Origin of the sequence: Aeromonas sp. (genome assembly GCF_050252055.1) — a bacterium.
Lineage (GTDB): Bacteria > Pseudomonadota > Gammaproteobacteria > Enterobacterales > Aeromonadaceae > Aeromonas > Aeromonas caviae.
The window spans coordinates 244456-260288 of sequence record NZ_JBFWLQ010000004.1; the positions used below are offsets into that span (position 1 = coordinate 244456).

General features: G+C 61.9%; 17 protein-coding genes and 1 riboswitch. Of the genes, 10 read left to right on the plus strand and 7 right to left on the minus strand.

Translation table 11 applies throughout. The features are described 5' to 3' along the window. Positions 1-112 precede the first annotated feature (112 nt). The 3 genes from AB7E19_RS09285 to AB7E19_RS09295 all read left to right on the plus strand — a co-directional run bounded on the left by AB7E19_RS09285 (position 113) and on the right by AB7E19_RS09295 (position 1639). Positions 113-319: a bacterioferritin-associated ferredoxin gene (locus AB7E19_RS09285; protein ID WP_010675777.1), complete on the plus strand. Its 207-nt coding sequence runs from the start codon at positions 113-115 to the stop codon at positions 317-319. A gap of 131 nt (positions 320-450) precedes the next feature. Then, the gene (gene bfr, locus AB7E19_RS09290; protein WP_010675778.1) at positions 451-930 is read left to right on the plus strand and encodes a bacterioferritin; all 480 of its coding nucleotides are present in this window, start codon (positions 451-453) and stop codon (positions 928-930) included. A gap of 250 nt (positions 931-1180) precedes the next feature. Beyond that, a complete protein-coding gene (locus AB7E19_RS09295) occupies positions 1181-1639 on the plus strand; it encodes a methylglyoxal synthase (protein ID WP_041211864.1) in 459 nt (152 codons plus the stop codon). A gap of 64 nt (positions 1640-1703) precedes the next feature. On the opposite strand, the gene AB7E19_RS09300 is transcribed toward AB7E19_RS09295, so the two are convergent. Continuing rightward, positions 1704-2291: a superinfection exclusion B family protein gene (locus tag AB7E19_RS09300; RefSeq protein ID WP_041213974.1), complete on the minus strand. Its 588-nt coding sequence runs from the start codon at positions 2289-2291 to the stop codon at positions 1704-1706. Between the two features lie 190 nt (positions 2292-2481). After that, positions 2482-2589: riboswitch (yybP-ykoY riboswitch) on the plus strand. Between the two features lie 88 nt (positions 2590-2677). Here AB7E19_RS09300 and AB7E19_RS09305 point away from each other — a divergent pair. Further along, entirely contained in the window at positions 2678-3664 is a 987-nt protein-coding gene (locus AB7E19_RS09305; RefSeq protein ID WP_427935053.1) for a sodium:calcium antiporter, read from the plus strand. Between the two features lie 94 nt (positions 3665-3758). On the opposite strand, the gene ansB is transcribed toward AB7E19_RS09305, so the two are convergent. The 3 genes from ansB to AB7E19_RS09320 form a co-directional block, all read right to left on the minus strand. Next, positions 3759-4817: an L-asparaginase 2 gene (ansB, locus tag AB7E19_RS09310; protein WP_010675782.1), complete on the minus strand. Its 1059-nt coding sequence runs from the start codon at positions 4815-4817 to the stop codon at positions 3759-3761. 129 nt (positions 4818-4946) lie between these two features. Beyond that, positions 4947-5141, minus strand: a complete 195-nt coding sequence (locus AB7E19_RS09315) for a heavy-metal-associated domain-containing protein (protein ID WP_042864882.1) — start codon at positions 5139-5141, stop codon at positions 4947-4949. A gap of 111 nt (positions 5142-5252) precedes the next feature. Continuing rightward, complete coding sequence (locus AB7E19_RS09320) at positions 5253-6203, minus strand: AEC family transporter (protein ID WP_069651962.1); 951 nt, start codon at positions 6201-6203, stop codon at positions 5253-5255. A gap of 134 nt (positions 6204-6337) precedes the next feature. Between AB7E19_RS09320 and treR the strand changes: the two genes are divergently transcribed. The 4 genes from treR to AB7E19_RS09340 all read left to right on the plus strand — a co-directional run bounded on the left by treR (position 6338) and on the right by AB7E19_RS09340 (position 11275). Then, a complete protein-coding gene (treR, locus tag AB7E19_RS09325) occupies positions 6338-7285 on the plus strand; it encodes a trehalose operon repressor TreR (protein ID WP_322131148.1) in 948 nt (315 codons plus the stop codon). 186 nt (positions 7286-7471) lie between these two features. Beyond that, positions 7472-8902 carry a PTS trehalose transporter subunit IIBC gene (treB, locus tag AB7E19_RS09330; protein WP_010675786.1) on the plus strand — a complete coding sequence of 477 codons (1431 nt, stop codon included), beginning with the start codon at positions 7472-7474 and terminating at the stop codon, positions 8900-8902. Positions 8903-8990: 88 nt separating this feature from the next. Then, entirely contained in the window at positions 8991-10655 is a 1665-nt protein-coding gene (gene treC / locus AB7E19_RS09335) for an alpha,alpha-phosphotrehalase (RefSeq protein WP_322131149.1), read from the plus strand. Continuing rightward, positions 10655-11275, plus strand: coding sequence for a sugar O-acetyltransferase (locus tag AB7E19_RS09340; RefSeq protein WP_048208535.1), 621 nt, complete (start codon positions 10655-10657; stop codon positions 11273-11275). Before treC ends, AB7E19_RS09340 begins: the two co-directional genes overlap by 1 nt. A gap of 87 nt (positions 11276-11362) precedes the next feature. Here AB7E19_RS09340 and AB7E19_RS09345 read toward each other — a convergent pair whose 3' ends face one another. Further along, positions 11363-11821, minus strand: a complete 459-nt coding sequence (locus AB7E19_RS09345; protein ID WP_322131150.1) for an Lrp/AsnC family transcriptional regulator — start codon at positions 11819-11821, stop codon at positions 11363-11365. A gap of 96 nt (positions 11822-11917) precedes the next feature. On the opposite strand from AB7E19_RS09345, the gene AB7E19_RS09350 reads away from it, so the two are divergent. Next, positions 11918-12793, plus strand: a complete 876-nt coding sequence (locus AB7E19_RS09350) for an EamA family transporter (protein ID WP_322131151.1) — start codon at positions 11918-11920, stop codon at positions 12791-12793. Positions 12794-12846: 53 nt separating this feature from the next. Here AB7E19_RS09350 and AB7E19_RS09355 read toward each other — a convergent pair whose 3' ends face one another. Next, positions 12847-14340: a histidine-type phosphatase gene (locus AB7E19_RS09355; protein ID WP_322131152.1), complete on the minus strand. Its 1494-nt coding sequence runs from the start codon at positions 14338-14340 to the stop codon at positions 12847-12849. Positions 14341-14724: 384 nt separating this feature from the next. Between AB7E19_RS09355 and AB7E19_RS09360 the strand changes: the two genes are divergently transcribed. Further along, positions 14725-15057, plus strand: a complete 333-nt coding sequence (locus AB7E19_RS09360; protein WP_039039727.1) for a hypothetical protein — start codon at positions 14725-14727, stop codon at positions 15055-15057. A gap of 109 nt (positions 15058-15166) precedes the next feature. Here AB7E19_RS09360 and AB7E19_RS09365 read toward each other — a convergent pair whose 3' ends face one another. Beyond that, positions 15167-15766: a Yip1 family protein gene (locus tag AB7E19_RS09365; RefSeq protein ID WP_029314835.1), complete on the minus strand. Its 600-nt coding sequence runs from the start codon at positions 15764-15766 to the stop codon at positions 15167-15169. Between the last annotated feature and the right edge of the window lie 67 nt (positions 15767-15833).

Here is a 15833-nt window from a genome sequence, read left to right on the forward strand (position 1 = left end):
TCTCCCCAAGGGTGGAATCACTGGCAAGCACGGGATCTTATTACCATTCGTTCTTTGCACTACGAACCATTCTCATTTAGATTTCATCTCATTCCAGCATGAGGTCCAGATTATGTACGTGTGTTTGTGCCGCGGCATCACAGATAACCAGATCCGCAAGGCGGTACAGGCAGGCAAGACTGAGTTTCGACAGTTGAAACAGTCGCTGGAAGTCGGTGCCCAATGTGGTAAATGTGTGCGCATGGCGATGGAGATCATCGCTACCGAAATCGACAAGATGGAGTCAGAACAGGCACCGCTCTATTACGAAGTGGCGTAAAACCGCCGACTTCTCATCTTCATCTCTCCTTCTGCCCTCCAGAGGACGACTTTCCCCATCACGTTATGGTCATGTTTCTGGGCTAAGCTCTAGTGATCGTTGCCTAGGCTCGAAAACGAGGAGTAATGTCGATGAAAGGAGATCCCAAAATCATTGCCCACCTCAACAAGGTGCTGGCCAATGAGCTGGTTGCCATCAACCAATACTTCCTGCATGCCCGCATCTATGATGACTGGGGCCTCAAGGGGCTGGGGCACAAGGAGTATCACGAATCCATCGATGAGATGAAACATGCCGACGAGCTGGTCAAGCGGGTGCTGTTTCTGGAAGGGCTGCCCAACTTGCAGGATCTGGGCAAGCTGCGCATCGGTGAGACGGTGGAAGAGATGCTGCGCTGTGACTTGTCTCTGGAGATGGACGCCATCCCCGACCTGAAAGTCGCCATCACCTATGCCGAGTCTGTGCAGGACTACGTCAGCCGCGACCTGTTCCAGGAGATCCTGGAAGATGAAGAGGAGCATGTGGACTGGCTGGAAACCCAACTCGATCTCATCGCCCGTATCGGTCTGGAAAACTACCAGCAATCCCAGCTCCATGCCGAGTCATCCTGAATCGCGATGACATCAAGAGACAATCCCAACCCGCCCAGGCGGGTTTTTTCATGGCACCAGCGGCAGAGATCTTGCCCAACGATACGGTAGCCAACCTGGTTGCTGACAAGGCAGGCCAGAGGCTGTCAGGATGGCAGGCGCCGGATTGAACCGCCTCCGGGATCACAGTTACGATGCATGGGGCAGCGGCAGGCGCCGCTTTCGATTAGGATACGACCCCATTCCCATCATTTTGCTACGGATGACCTCCATGGAACTGATTGCACGCGAGATGGCGCCCCACAAACGGGTTGCCCTGGTGGCTCACGACAACATGAAAGCCCCTCTGCTGAACTGGGTGCTGCGCCGCAAGGAGGAGCTCAAGCTCCACCATCTCTATGCGACCGGCACCACGGGCACCCTGCTCGGCAAGAAGGCGCAGCTGCCCATTACCTGCCTCTTCTCCGGCCCCATGGGAGGGGATCAGCAGCTCGGCGCCCTCATCGCCGAAGGGAAGATAGACGTGATGATCTTCTTCTGGGATCCCCTCAATCCCGCCGCCCACGATCCTGACGTCAAGGCCCTGCTGCGCCTCGCGGCCGTCTGGAACATCCCGGTCGCCACCAACGAGGCGACGGCGGACTTCATCATGGACAGCCCGCACATGCAGCAGGCATTCAGCGTCCAGGTGCCCGACTACGCCGGCTACCTCAAGGCCAGAACCGAATAAGCAACGCCAGACAGCAAAGAGCCGGAACAGATGTCCGGCTCTTTTCTTTCATGGGGGGAGAAGGTCAGCGCTGGAGGCTTTTCTGCGCGAATTTTGGCCTGGCATTCATGATCTGCTCCACCTGCTCGTCGCTCATCTTGCCCCGCGACAGTCCCAGAACCTTGTAGGTCAGCAGAGGGCGCGCCGGCAGGGCGATCATCAGGGCGCGGATCTGGTTCTCGTCTTCCTTCTCTCGCGCCGGCTTGCCGTAGGCGTAGGTGAGCACGCCGGCATCCATCAGGTTTTTGACGGCGGGTTCGGTGATCGGCAGGTTTATGACGCTTTTCCGTTGCAGTACGAACTCCCGCAGCACCGCCTTCTCGTTGAAGTCGAGGAAGCCAATCATCTGGGCCAGTTGATCCTGCTGGCGGCGGGACTGCCACTCGTCACAGGCCCACTCCCAGGCGATCAGGAAGCCCTGACTGCAGAAATAGGAGATGGCGATCAACATGCCGACCCCAAGCCAGGCCGCATGAGCCGTGGCCCACTGGCTCACGGCGCCTTTCATCAATCCGGCCGGAAACAGCAGGATGATGCTGCAGCAAAGCAGCAGCCAGACCATCAGCCAGTTGAGGCGATTAAGCTGGTAAAAATGTTGGATCCACCGTTTCATCGTTCACCCTTCCCAAGTCAATGTGGACAGTAGCCAACTCGTAGCAATCGCTGTGCCAGCACAAGGATCCCCGTAAAAAGATCAGGATCCCGGACGGGAGAATCGAGGGGTTGTCACATCCTTTTACAACTTGTCGCGCGGATCATCCCCTGTTGGCCTTGCGCCTCACCGAGCCACTTGGTAAAAAGCCCGCACTGTCACTGGGGAGTAGCAACCCGCCCGAAATCCGGGCAGGGCCCATGTCAACACTCTTGGATCCACAGATCCATGGCATGGGCGGCGATAGCACCTATCGTCCTGCAAGACCTTTGGCCTCGATATGCACGCCAGCCGGGCGAGCCGTATCGGGTCCATCGGTTGTTCTGCTCGCCTGGCGGTTACTCATCATGCTGATCACCCTGCTGTTATTTCTGATCTCTGCCGTCACCATATATCTGGCCTGCGAATACTTCGTCAACGGCATCGAATGGACCGGCCATCATTTCAAACTGTCCCAAAGCGCCACCGGTTCTCTGCTGGCTGCCCTCGGCACGGCCCTGCCCGAATGCATCGTCACCCTGACCGCGCTGCTGATGGGGGATGCCCCCGCCCAGCAGCAGATAGGCATAGGTGCGGCCCTCGGCGGCCCGCTGGTGCTGGCTACCATAGGCTATGCTGCCGTCGGCGTGACCCTGCTGCTGTGCATGAGCCGGGAGCACAGAGCCATCAATGGCGAGGTGCAGCGGGAGATAGGCCGCGATCAGGCCTGGTTTGCCGGCATCTTCCTGTTGGCCGTGCTGTTTGGCATGGTGGCCTTCACCGGTAAAACCTGGCTGGCCCCCCTGTTCGTGTTGATGTACCTCCTCTATGTGCGACGTGAGCTGCAACAGACCGACAGCCACGATGCGGAATTGCCCTCCCCCCTCATGCTGGATCCGCACGCCAGGATCCCGGCGCTCGGCAAGGTGCTGCTGCAAACCCTGGTGGCGCTCGGTGTGGTGGCGCTGGCGGCCCAGCTGTTCGTTCACCAGCTGGAGAACATGGGCGAGCTGTTCGGTCTCTCTCCGGTGCTGGCGGCCCTGCTGCTGAGCCCGGTGGCCACCGAAATGCCCGAGCTGATGAACGTGCTCATCTGGGTGCGGCAGGGCAAACACCGGCTGGCGCTGGCCAATATCTCCGGCGCCATGATGATCCAGGGCACCATTCCCAAGGCGTTCTGCCTGCTGTTCACCCCCTGGCTGCTGGACAGCACCATGATGGCCTCCTCGCTGGTGACGCTGCTGGCGGTCACGCTGCTGTGGTGGGGGTTCAGTCGGGAGCGGATGACGGCGGGCAGGCTCGCCCTGGTGGGACTGGTTTACCTGGGTTTCTGCGGCTGGCTGATGATGAGCTGAGGGCCGGCCTCTGCCTCTGGCGCAACAAGAAAGGGCAGGATCCCATCCTGCCCTTCATCTCACGGGGTAGTGTCAATCAGACCGAGCCGAGGTCTTAGAACTGCTGGAACCAGCGCTGGATCTGGGCCGGATCCTTGCTCTGGGTCAGGGCGAGCATCAGCAGCACCCGCGCTTTCTGCGGGTTGAGGGTCTCGGCGGCGACGAAGCCGTACTTGGCGTCGTCGATCTCCGCATCCAGGGTGGTAGAGCCGGTCGGCACGCGGGCGGAACGCACCACGCGAATGCCGTCCTTGCTCGCCTTGGCCAGGGTGTCGAACAGGGTGTGGTAGAGGTTGCCGTTGCCCACCCCGGCGCTGACGATGCCGTCAAACTTGGCATCCACCAGGGCCTTGGCCGGCAGGTCCGAGGCGTTGGCGTAGCTGTAGACGATGCCGACCTGGGGCAGCTTGTCGAGCTTGCTCACGTCGAACGGGGTCTTGCTGGTATGCAGACGGGCCGGGCTGCGCTGGTAGTCGATCTTGCCGTTGTGGATGTAGCCGAGCGGGCCGAAGTTGGGGGAGGCGAAGGTCTGCACTCCTGTGGTGTTGGTCTTGGTGACGTCGCGGGCATCCAGCACGGTGTCGTTCATCGCCACCATGACGCCACGTCCCTTTGAGGCGGGGTCGGAGGCAGTCACCACGGCGTTGTAGAGGTTCATGGGGCCGTCGGCGCTCATGGCGGTGGAGGGGCGCATGGCGCCCACCAGCACCACCGGCTTGTCGCTCTTGACGGTCAGATTGAGGAAGTAGGCGGTCTCCTCCATGGTGTCGGTGCCATGGGTGATGACGATGCCGTCCACGTCATCCCTGGCCAGCAGCGCGTTGACGCGCTTGGCGAGCGTGAGCCACACCTCGTCGTTCATGTCCTGGGAGCCGATCTTGACCACCTGCTCACCCTGCACGTCGGCCACGTTTTTCATCTCGGGCACGGCGGCGATCAGCGTCTCGATGGCCACCTTGCCGGCCTCGTAGTTGGACTGTGTGGCAGACTGGCCCGCCCCGGCGATGGTGCCGCCGGTGGCCAGAATGTGCACGCTGGGCAGCGCCATGGCCATGGGGGAGAGGGTCAGGCCGAGTACGGCGGCGATCAGGGTCTTGCGAATGGGAAGGGTCATGCTGCAATCCTTTTGGATGAGGGAATTGCAGCATTTTTATTCTTTTTAAACGGGATTTAAGTGATCATTCTCACCAATAAAAAGAAGTAAACAGAATATTAGTCTGATTTATACCAATTAAGTGATAATTCACTCTACCTGAAAGCCTCTCGCCTCGATCAGAGCGATCAACTCGGCTTTGCTCAGCTCGCTCTCGATGACGGCCTGGCGGCTGGCAAAGTCGACCGTGGCGGTGCGAACTGACGGCTGGGCCAGCAGGGCCTTTTGCAGGCTGGCAGCGCAACCGCCGCAGGACATGCCGGTAACGGTGAGTTCGATGGTCATGGGCTCTCTCCTCTGTCGATGTGACATCAGCCTAAAGCTGCCGCCTCCGGCAAGGTCAAGGGTGAATGCCGATCCCGTCAACCCCGGGTCGTGCATCATGGCGGCGCCCCATCACCCCATCAGTCCCAGGTAGTTCATCAGGGCGGCCCCCAGGCTGGTGGTGACGAGCGAGCCCAGGGTGGTGGTGGCGATGATGTTGGCCGCGAGGGCACTGTCACCGCCCATGGCGCGGGTCATCACATAGCTGGCGGCGGCGGTGGGGGTTGAGCTGATGAGAAACAGGATGCCGAGGGCCTGCGGGCTGAAGCCGAGCGCCCAGGCCCCCAGCACCAGCAGCACGGGGATGCAGCACAACCGGTTGACCGTGGCCCAGCCGGTCAGCATGGCGCCGCCGCGCAGGGCCTTGAGGTTGAGGCTGGCGCCGGTGCACAGCAGGGCCAGCGGCAGGGTCATGTTGGCGAAATAGTTGCCCGTGGTGATGACCAGCTGGGGCAGTTCGATGCCGAGCAGACCGAAGGGCAGGGCCGCCAGAATGGCGATGATGAGGGGGTTTTTGACGATCCCCTTGAGTATGGGGGCGAGCCCCTTTCCGCCCCCCAGGCTGCGGGTCAGGGTGATCACCGCGAGCACGTTGTAGAGCACAGTGATGGAGCCCACCAGCAGGGCGGCGGCCCCTATCCCCTCCGGGCCGTAGGCGTTTTGCACATAGGCCAGCCCCATGATCCCCATGTTGCCGCGAAAGCTGCCCTGCACGAAGATGCCCCGCAATTTCTGCTCGCTGATGAAGCGGGCCGCCAGCACCTCCAGCACCAGGAAACCGGCGAGGGTGCCGAGCAGGCCGTAGAGGATGAGCCAGGGGCTCGGCATGGTGGAAAAATCGGTGCGCACCATGCTGAGAAACAAGAGCGCTGGCAGGGTGACCTGGAACACCAGACGGGAGGCGGACTCGACGAAGCTGTCGGGCAAGAGACCCAGCCGCTTGAGCCAGATGCCGAGTACCAGCACCAGACAGATGGGGCCCGTGATGGAGAGAGAGAAGTGCAGACTTGCCAACAGATCCATGATGCGCGTCCTGTGCAGCGGCGAAGAAAGTCGCCTGGGAAAGGGCATTCTAACGCCATGGGCTTGTATTCACAGGAGTTAATCACAACAATGTCTGCATCCCGGTTGTCGCCCTCCCCTGTCACGGATCCCCCATGGAAAAGAAACTGACCATCCTCGATATCGCTCGCCTCAGCGGGGTCGGCAAGTCGACCGTCTCCCGGGTGCTCAATCAGGATCCCAAGGTCAATGCCCAGACCAGGGCCAGGGTCGAATCGGTGATCGCCCAGCACGGTTTCGTGCCGAGCAAATCGGCGCGGGCCATGCGCAGCCAGAGCCAGCAGGTGGTCGGCATCGTGGTGTCGCGCCTCGACTCCAGCTCCGAGAACCAGGCGGTGCGCGGCATGCTGGAGACCCTCTACCAGCGTGGCTACGACGCCGTGCTGATGGAGAGCAAGTTCTCCCCCACCAAGGTGAGCGAGCACCTGGCGGTGCTGGAGCGGCGCGGGGTGGACGGCATCATCCTGTTTGCCTTCAACGATCTGGACTATGCCGCCATGGCGCCGCTCAGGGAGAAACTGGTGCTGATGGCCCGCGAGCGCCCCGGCTTCTCGTCGGTCTGCTTCGACGATGACGGGGCGGTGCGCGCCGTGCTCGCCCACCTCGGGGAGCGTGGCCTAACCGAGGTCGCCTATCTCGGGGTGGAACGCAGCGATCTCACCACGGGGCTGCGTCGGCATCAGGCTTACCTCGACTACTGTCGGGAACAGGGGCGCACGCCCCGCAGCGCCCTCGGGGATCTCGGTCTGCAAAGCGGCTATCGGCTCGCGGCCGAGCTGCTCACCCCCACCACCCAGGCCATGGTCTGTGCCAGCGACACCCTGGCCATCGGCGCCGCCAAATACCTGCAGGAGCAGGGTCGCACCGACATCCTGGTGAGCGGCCTTGGCAGCAATCCCATGCTGACTTTCCTCTTTGCCAACACCCTCAGCCTGGATTTCGGCTACAAGGATGCCGGTATACTGGCCGCCAGACAGCTGCTCGATCAGATTGAAGAGGGGCAGCCCCCCAAAGCTACCATCGCCCCCTGTCAGCCCCTGTAGTCTATCTTTTCCTCCATTCCCGGCGTTTTGCGCTTTTTGTGACCAGCGCCACGAATTGGGAACGTTCCCATTGCCGATGCCAGCCACTGGCTTCATGCTGATTGGGAACGATACCAATAAACGGGCGGTCCTTGGCCAGCCGGTAAAGACACGACCATTATTCATGGAGTCACAGAGGGAAGGCTCATGTCAAAAGTCAACACACAGCATCTGGCGCAGCTGATCGAGCGGATCGGCGGCAAAGAGAACATCACCACTGTCAGCCACTGCCTGACCCGGCTCAGGTTCGTGCTGGCCGATCCGGCCAAGGCCGATCCCAAGGCCATCGAGACCATCCCTTCGGTGAAGGGAAGCTTCACCCAGGGCGGCCAGTTCCAGGTGGTGATCGGCAACGAGGTGGATCAGTGGTACAAGGCGCTCACCCAGGAGATCGGCGTGAGCGGTGGCAGCAAGGAGGCCGCCAAACAGGCCGCCCGCCACAACATGAACCCGTTGGAGCGCGGCATCTCCCACCTGGCGGAGATCTTCGTCCCCCTGCTGCCCGCCATCATCACCGGTGGTCTGATCCTGGGCTTTCGCAACGTCATCGGCGATATCAAGATGTTCGACGACGGCACCCACACCCTCACCGAGATCAGCCAGTTCTGGGCCCAGGTGCACGCCTTCCTCTGGCTGCTGGGTGAAGCCATCTTCCACTTCCTGCCGGTGGGTGTCTGCTGGTCTGCGGTGAAGAAGATGGGCGGCTCCGAGATCCTCGGCATCGTGCTGGGTGTCACACTGGTGTCGCCGCAACTGATGAACGCCTATGGCATCGGCCAGCAGACCCCGGAAGTGTGGGACTTCGGCCTCTTCGTCATCCAGAAGGTGGGGTATCAGGCCCAGGTCATTCCGGCCCTGCTGGCGGGTGTCTTCCTCGCCTGGGTGGAAACCAGCCTCAAGCGCATCATCCCGGCCTATCTCTACCTGGTGATTGTGCCCTTCATCTCCCTGCTGCTGGCGGTGATCGTGGCACACGCCCTGATCGGTCCGTTCGGCCGCTGGATTGGTGACGGCGTCGGCTTTGCCGCCAAGGCGGCCATGACGGGTTCGTTTGCCCCCATCGGCGCCGCCCTGTTCGGCTTCCTCTATGCGCCCCTGGTCATCACCGGCATCCACCACACCACCAACGCGGTGGACCTGCAACTGATGCAGAGCATGGGCGGCACCCCCATCTGGCCGCTGATCGCCCTCTCCAACATCGCCCAGGCGTCTGCGGTCGTCGGCATCATCCTGATCAGCCGCAAGGAGAACGAGCGGGAGATCTCGGTCCCAGCCGCCATCTCCGCCTATCTCGGGGTGACCGAGCCGGCCATGTACGGCATCAACCTCAAGTACAAGTTCCCCATGCTGTGCGCCATGGTGGGCTCAAGCTGTGCGGCTCTCATCTGCGGCTTCGCCGGGGTGATGGCCAACGGCATCGGGGTGGGCGGCCTGCCGGGCATCCTCTCCATCCAGCCGCAATACTGGGGCATCTACGCCATCGCCATGCTGGTGGCCATCGTGGTCCCCGCCCTGCTGACGCTGCTGGTCTACAAGCGCCAGCAGGCTGCCGGCAAGCTGGATCTGGCCACGGCCTGATCCACACAACCTCGGCGGAGCCCTGGCTCCGCCTTTTATCGTTGCCCTGTTCCAACTAATCCGGTTTCAACCAATGAGCGAACCAACCATGACACAGACACCCTGGTGGCAAAGCGCCGTGATTTACCAGATCTACCCCAAAAGCTTTCAGGATTCCGGCGCCCGTGGCACCGGTGATCTCAAGGGGATCATGGCCCGCCTCGACTACCTCAAGACGCTGGGGGTCGATGCCCTCTGGCTGACCCCGGTCTACGTCTCCCCCCAGGTGGACAACGGCTACGACATCGCCGATTACCTCAACATAGATCCCGCCTACGGCACCATGACCGACTTCGAGGCCCTGCTGGGCGCCGCCCATGCGCGCGGCATCCGCATCGTGATGGACATAGTGGTGAATCACACCTCCACCGAGCACGCCTGGTTCAAGTCGGCGCTGGGAGACAAGAACAGCCCCTATCGCGACTATTACATCTGGAAAGATCCGGTGGACGGCGGCGTGCCCAACAACTGGCAATCCAAGTTTGGCGGCAGCGCCTGGGAGCTGGACCCGGCCACCGGCCAGTACTACCTGCACCTCTTTGCCCGCGAGCAGGCGGATCTCAACTGGGAGAACCCGGCCGTGCGCGCCGAGGTGAAGAAGATCATCCATTTCTGGGCGAAGAAAGGGGTCGACGGTTTCCGCCTCGACGTCATCAACCTCATCTCCAAGGATCAGGCATTCCCTGACGACGAGGTGGGGGATGGCCGCCGCTTCTACACCGACGGGCCGCGCATCCACGAATTTTTGCAGGATGTGAGCCGCGACGTCTTCGCCCCCGTGGGGGCCATGACGGTGGGCGAGATGTCTTCCACCAGCCTGGAACACTGCCAGCGCTATGGCGCGCTGGATGGTTCCGAGCTCTCCATGGTGTTCAACTTCCATCACCTCAAGGTGGATTACCCGGGCGGCGACAAGTGGACCAAGGCCCCGTTCGATTTCCTCGAACTCAAGCGCATCTTCAACCACTGGCAGAGCGGTATGCATGGCAAGGGGTGGTCGGCGCTCTTCTGGTGCAACCACGATCAGCCGCGCATCGTCTCCCGTTTCGGCGATGAGGACGAGCATAGGGTGGTCGCCGCCAAGATGCTGGCCAGCACGCTGCACGGCCTGCAAGGCACCCCCTACATCTATCAGGGGGAGGAGATCGGCATGACCAACCCCGGCTATCAGCACATCGACGACTATCAGGATGTGGAGAGCCGCAACATCTTCGCCATCAAGCAGGCGGAAGGGATGAGCGAGGCCGAGATCCTCGCCATTCTCGGCGCCAAGTCCCGGGACAACTCGCGCACCCCGATGCAGTGGAGTGCCGCCCCCAACGCCGGTTTCACCAGCGGGACGCCCTGGCTCAAGCCAGCCGCCAACTACCCCGAGATCAACGCCGAGGCGGCGCTCGCCGACCAGCACTCGGTGTTCTGGCACTATCGGGATCTCATCGCCCTTCGCAAGGCGCACCCCATCTTCACTCAGGGGGATTATCAGGAGCTGCTGACCGGGCACCCGCAGATCTGGGCCTATGCCCGCCGCGCCCACGGTCAGACCCTGCTGGTGGTGAGCAACTTCTACGGCGAGCCGGTGGAGTTTGCCCTGCCTGCCGAGCTGCAAAGCGGGGAGGGGCGACTGCTGCTTGGCAACTACCCGGATAGCCCGGCCCGCCCGCAATCCTGCAAGCTGCGCCCTTACGAATCCCTGATCTGGCTGATGGAGCAATGATGACTGACGCAACAACAGTGCAGCGGCCCGCCGTGCGTGGCCCCGAGTGGCAGAAGATGGTGGCGGGAGCGCCCTATGATGCAGGGGACCCCGAACTGCGGGCTGCGCGGGAGCAGTGCCGCGCCCTGCTGGGAGAACTGAACCGGGAGCGAACCGATGCCCCTGGCTGGGATGAGCGCCTCACCCGCCTGCTGGGTGGCCGCGCAGAACGCTGTTTCATCACGCCCCCCTTCTTCTGCGACTATGGCGCCAACATCTTTGTCGGCGAGAATTTCTACGCCAATTTCAACTGCACCATCCTGGATGTGTGCGAGGTACACATAGGCGACAACGTGCTGCTGGCCCCCGGAGTGCAGATCTACACCGCTACCCACCCGGTGGCGGTAGCGCCGCGCATCAAGGGGGTGGAGTTCGGCAAGCCGGTGCGTATCGGCAACAACGTCTGGATTGGGGGCAGCGTCGTCATCTGCCCGGGCGTCACCATAGGGGACAACAGCGTCATCGGGGCGGGGTCCGTTGTCACCAAAGACATTCCGGCAGGCGTGGTGGCGGTCGGCAATCCCTGCCGGGTCTTGCGCCCCATGACGGCAGAGGAGCTGGCGCCCGGAGAACCTGGCTGACACAGAAGGGGCAGGCCGTACCTGCCCCTGTTCGTTTCCCTGACGGCGCTCCCGCAATGCCGGCAAGGCTTCGGCGCAACCCCCTCTTTACCCGGGCAGCAAGGCGCCGCAACGCTTGTGCTGTCCCATGACCACCAGAGTCTTGAAACTGCGTACCTGATCCCTGGCATGGAGCACCCGACGGGTGAACTGCTCGTAACTTTGCATGTCCCTGGCGGCTACTTGCAGCACGAAGTCCTGCTCCCCCGTCACATACCAGAGATCCATCACCTCGGGTTCCCGCTGCAGGCTGGCGATCATCTCATCGACGATGCGGCCATGATCCCGCTCCAGGGTCACCAGCACCAGCATGGTGATGGGCCAGCCCATGGTGGACGATGCCACCAGCGCCACTTCCCGCTCGATGAGACCGGACTCCCGCAAGGCGCGGACGCGGCGGTAGCAAGCTGGGGCGGAAAGACCGACCCTGTGGGCCAGCTCCGGCGTGGGCAGACGGGCATCCTGTTGCAGCTCGGCGAGGATGAGCAGATCAAATTTGTCGGTCATGGGGTTCATTAGATAAAAATTATCGCACAAGGCCAGTATTAGACCGGTTTTACCCAAGTCTCCAGATATATTTTACTGCCCATCGTCCTGCCCGGTATGAACACCATGCAACCCAATCCCAATGCCCTCTCCTCTCTTCTGGCCGTCCTGCTCGCCATGTTGTCGATCACCCTCGGCGCCTCCCTGGCCAAATCCCTGTTTCCCCTGCTCGGAGCCGCAGGCACGACCCTGTTCCGGCTGGGGTGCGCCGCCCTCCTTCTCTCCCTGGTGTTTCGCATCTGGCGTGCCCCCCTCGACCGACGCACCCTGCTGGGCGCCATCCCCTACGGCCTGTCGCTTGGGGCCATGAACCTGCTCTTCTATCTCGCCATCGCACGCATTCCCCTCGGCGTTGCCCTGGCCATCGAGTTCATCGGCCCCCTGACGGTGGCCCTGCTCTCCTCACGCCACCGGGCAGACTTCATCTGGCTGATACTGGCCATCGCCGGGCTGCTGCTGCTCTTGCCCCTGCGGGCAACACAGCAGGCCATCGATCCCCTGGGTGCCACACTGGCTCTCGGGGCTGGCCTCTTCTGGGGACTCTATATGCTCACCGGAAAGCGGGCAGGAGCCTTGCTGGGCGCACAGGCTCCGGCGCTGGGCATGTGGGTGGGCACCCTGCTGGTATTGCCCTTCGGGCTTGAGGGTGCGATCGAGGCGTCATTCACCGTCCCCGTGATCCTCACCATCATCGGGGTGGGGCTGCTCTCGAGCGCCATCCCCTACTCTCTCGAGATGTTTGCCCTGCGCCGCCTTCCCCTCAAGAGCTACGGCATTCTCACCAGCGGTGAACCGGCCATGGGAGCCTTGATGGGACTGGTATGGCTGGGCGAACAATTGCCCCCGTCCCAATGGCTCGGGATAGCCGCCATCATCGCCGCCTCCATGGGCACCACCTGGCAGACGGGTCGTCGACAAGCCGGCTCCGCCTGAACCAAAAAAAATCGGGGCCGGCGATGACCGGCCCCGGGGATGGTACGAGCGCGTCAGGACGAGTAGTCGTAACAGCGTTTGAGCTCGCCGAAGTCATAGAAGAAGCTGCCCACAGCAATGGGGGCGCAACCTGCCTTGAAGGCGAGCTCCTTCTCGTTGTAAAGCATCTTCACCAGCACCCGGCCGGCCTCGTTGCGGTAGACATCCCACTGGATGTTGGCCGCATAGGGAGAGACCCAGCCGCCACGCCATTCGTTGTTTTCCTGGCTCATCAGCATGCCGGGCTGGGCGCTCTGGCGGCTCCCTTCCAGCTTCATCAGGGCCGCCAGCGGGATCAGGGTCTCCGCATGGGCGAAGCGCAGCTTGGCGACATGCTCGCCCGCCTCTTCCACCACCTGGGTCTGTACCTCGTTGAAGAGGCCGTCAAGCAGGGGCTGGGCCACGGCGTAGGTGGCGCTCTGGCTGGCAAGACTCGGCCCCTTCTCGTAGAAGTCCTCGGCATCGGAAAGGTAGGAGAACCAGGCAGACTCCTCTGGCGTGATGAACTGCTCGAGATCCCAGGACCCGCCTTGTGCCTGCGCCTCCCGGATCATCCCCGGGCCGATGATGAAGAGGTTGTAGAGCATGAGGGCGGCGTCCACCTCGTCGCGCACATGGGTCTTGCCGCCGTCTTCCGGATTCACCGCCACGTAATCCACCCCGGCGGCCAGCTCGTCGACGAAGGCCTTGCTGTAGAGACGCTCGAGCATCTCGCGGGCCATCACCCGGGTCCTGGGCAGGGCCTTGAGCGCATCGAGGGCCTCGGTCAGCTCGGGAGCGGGAGCCACCCCGTTGTCTTCGTCCCCGACAAAGGCCTGATAGGCCTGGAAGGTGGGCAGATACCGGGTGTACTCCCCCTGCGGCTCGGTCTTGTGGAAGTAGAGCTCGAACTTGTTGCGCAGCCCCTTGTCGATCTCGGAAGGGTTCTCCTGGCTTACGTAACAGTCGGGGCTGTCGGTCACCAGAGAGACCCGTTTGGCCAGGCTCTGCATGAAGAAGTAGGCGCTTTCGTTGGCGCGATCCTTGCCCGATGTCTCGACCTTTAGGCAGAGGGGAGTCGATTCAGTGGCCAGCAGGGTGGGCAGCCGTTCGGCGAGCCGGGTCGCCAGGTTGGCGTGCTCCTCCTTGCCGAGCGCACTCAGCAGGCCATAGCCGAGGGTCTGGTTGGCGGCCGTGACGGCGTCCACCTTGGCGCCGAGCCGTTGGCCCAGCTCGGTCAAGGCCCCCTGCCTCGCGGCATCCTCCCACACCAGCTTGGTCAGCACATCATATTTGGGGCTGGACAGCGAGCGGGAGCCATGGCGTGCCACCAGTTCGGTGAAGACGGGACTAAAGCCTTCAGGGGCAACCTCATAGCTATTCATTGCCTGACGGGCGGCATAGACCGCCTTGGTGCTGTATTGATAGTCGCCGACGGCAGGCGAGGAGGAGTCGTTGCCCGAATTGCAGCCGCTCAGCAGGGTGGCCGCCACGCAGGCGGCAAGGGAAGAGACGCGAAACATAGCCATCCTTGAAGCAGTTTTAAAATGAAACCGCACAGTACGCACCGGATGTGACAATCCGGTGTCAGGTCTGGGACATGCACCTCTCTCCGGAAGGGTGACTCCCCTCCAACCCGTCTATGTCCCCCCCCACAAAACATCATTCATATTTTTTGAACGTGTAGGCCAGTTTATCTCGCTAACAATGACCGGGTGAGGCGCTTAATATTCATGCATCGCTTAGGCAGGAGCGCCAAGCCGCAAAACAACTGGTCGTTCATGGCAGTCCCCCATACATATGGGCGACAAACCTCCGTGACAAAACAACACACCATTTGAATGACCTCTTGCAAGGATGCATTGATGCAGGCCTGTCAGGCCTTGCCAATGACATAAAAACCAAGAGAGTGAATGAACATGAAAAACGTGATCAAGATGCTGGCCGTTGCAGGCCTGATGAGTGCCGGTGTTGCCCAGGCTTCCGTCCCCGCCGACTTCAACGCCACCCCGGGTGTGCTGTTCGTGAACTGGCATGCCAGCGCCGCCATGGCCGGCAAGGCCAACCCCATGCTGGAGGTGCGCGATGAATCCGGTGATCTGGTAGCCTCCGTCCACGCCAACCTGATGGGTACCCAACAGGTACAGATCCCGAGCCGCGCCCAGGGCAACCTGACCGTCAGCCTCGGCGATCAGAGCAGCGATTACCGCATCCCGTTCGGCATCGGCAGCGGCAATCCCCGCTGATCAACGCAGACGACGTCCCTCCCTGGTCTAGACACGCCGACCAGGCGAGAGATCAACGACAAGGGCGCCATCAAGGCGCCCTTGTCGTCGTTGCCGTCGGCACGCACGGCTACTGGGTGAAGACGGGACCGAAGCCGGATCCCCACAGGATGGCCGTGGCAGCCAGCACGCAGACCAGCAACACCAGGCCGACCGTCACCACTGAGCTGGCGTAGATGAATCCCTGCTCCTTGGTGATGTGCATCAGGATGGGCACGCCGATATAGAGCAGGTAGACGGAATAGGTCAGCCCGACCAAACCGATGAGCATCACGAACCAGAGATGCGGGAAGAAAGCGGAGAAGCCCACCATGAAGAGTGGCGTGGAGGTGTAGGCCGCCAGCTCCAGCGAGGTCGTGTAGCTGGGATCCGAGCCGAAGGTATGCCCCATCCAGTGCACCAGATAGGAGAGTGCCAGCACGCCGATGATAAGGGTCACGTACATGGCGACCGACAGCTTGAATGCGCTGTTGGCGGTCAGGGTGATGGGATCGCCGACCCCGATGCTCCAGCCGATGTGAACGGCGGAATAGTAGGCGCAGATGGGAGGGATAAGGGCCACGAGCAGGATGTGGGTCAGACTGTTTCTGAAGCTGTCGTGCCGCTCGTCTATGGTATGCCATTCGGTGTGGGGATGGGCATACAATCCCCATAAGTGATTCAATATCATAGCGTTATTCCTTCTCTACATCGGTGGTTGGCGGATCGATACCGGGCTTTCTCCTCTGATTGCGTCA

Coding starts and splice junctions, on each gene's coding strand:
- AB7E19_RS09285 (WP_010675777.1), top strand. CDS start 113: ATGTACGTGTGTTTGTGCCGCGGCATCACAGATAACCAGATCCGCAAG.
- bfr (WP_010675778.1), top strand. CDS start 451: ATGAAAGGAGATCCCAAAATCATTGCCCACCTCAACAAGGTGCTGGCC.
- AB7E19_RS09295 (WP_041211864.1), top strand. CDS start 1,181: ATGGAACTGATTGCACGCGAGATGGCGCCCCACAAACGGGTTGCCCTG.
- AB7E19_RS09300 (WP_041213974.1), bottom strand. CDS start 2,291: ATGAAACGGTGGATCCAACATTTTTACCAGCTTAATCGCCTCAACTGG.
- AB7E19_RS09305 (WP_427935053.1), top strand. CDS start 2,678: ATGCTGATCACCCTGCTGTTATTTCTGATCTCTGCCGTCACCATATAT.
- ansB (WP_010675782.1), bottom strand. CDS start 4,817: ATGACCCTTCCCATTCGCAAGACCCTGATCGCCGCCGTACTCGGCCTG.
- AB7E19_RS09315 (WP_042864882.1), bottom strand. CDS start 5,141: ATGACCATCGAACTCACCGTTACCGGCATGTCCTGCGGCGGTTGCGCT.
- AB7E19_RS09320 (WP_069651962.1), bottom strand. CDS start 6,203: ATGGATCTGTTGGCAAGTCTGCACTTCTCTCTCTCCATCACGGGCCCC.
- treR (WP_322131148.1), top strand. CDS start 6,338: ATGGAAAAGAAACTGACCATCCTCGATATCGCTCGCCTCAGCGGGGTC.
- treB (WP_010675786.1), top strand. CDS start 7,472: ATGTCAAAAGTCAACACACAGCATCTGGCGCAGCTGATCGAGCGGATC.
- treC (WP_322131149.1), top strand. CDS start 8,991: ATGACACAGACACCCTGGTGGCAAAGCGCCGTGATTTACCAGATCTAC.
- AB7E19_RS09340 (WP_048208535.1), top strand. CDS start 10,655: ATGACTGACGCAACAACAGTGCAGCGGCCCGCCGTGCGTGGCCCCGAG.
- AB7E19_RS09345 (WP_322131150.1), bottom strand. CDS start 11,821: ATGACCGACAAATTTGATCTGCTCATCCTCGCCGAGCTGCAACAGGAT.
- AB7E19_RS09350 (WP_322131151.1), top strand. CDS start 11,918: ATGAACACCATGCAACCCAATCCCAATGCCCTCTCCTCTCTTCTGGCC.
- AB7E19_RS09355 (WP_322131152.1), bottom strand. CDS start 14,340: ATGGCTATGTTTCGCGTCTCTTCCCTTGCCGCCTGCGTGGCGGCCACC.
- AB7E19_RS09360 (WP_039039727.1), top strand. CDS start 14,725: ATGAACATGAAAAACGTGATCAAGATGCTGGCCGTTGCAGGCCTGATG.
- AB7E19_RS09365 (WP_029314835.1), bottom strand. CDS start 15,766: ATGATATTGAATCACTTATGGGGATTGTATGCCCATCCCCACACCGAA.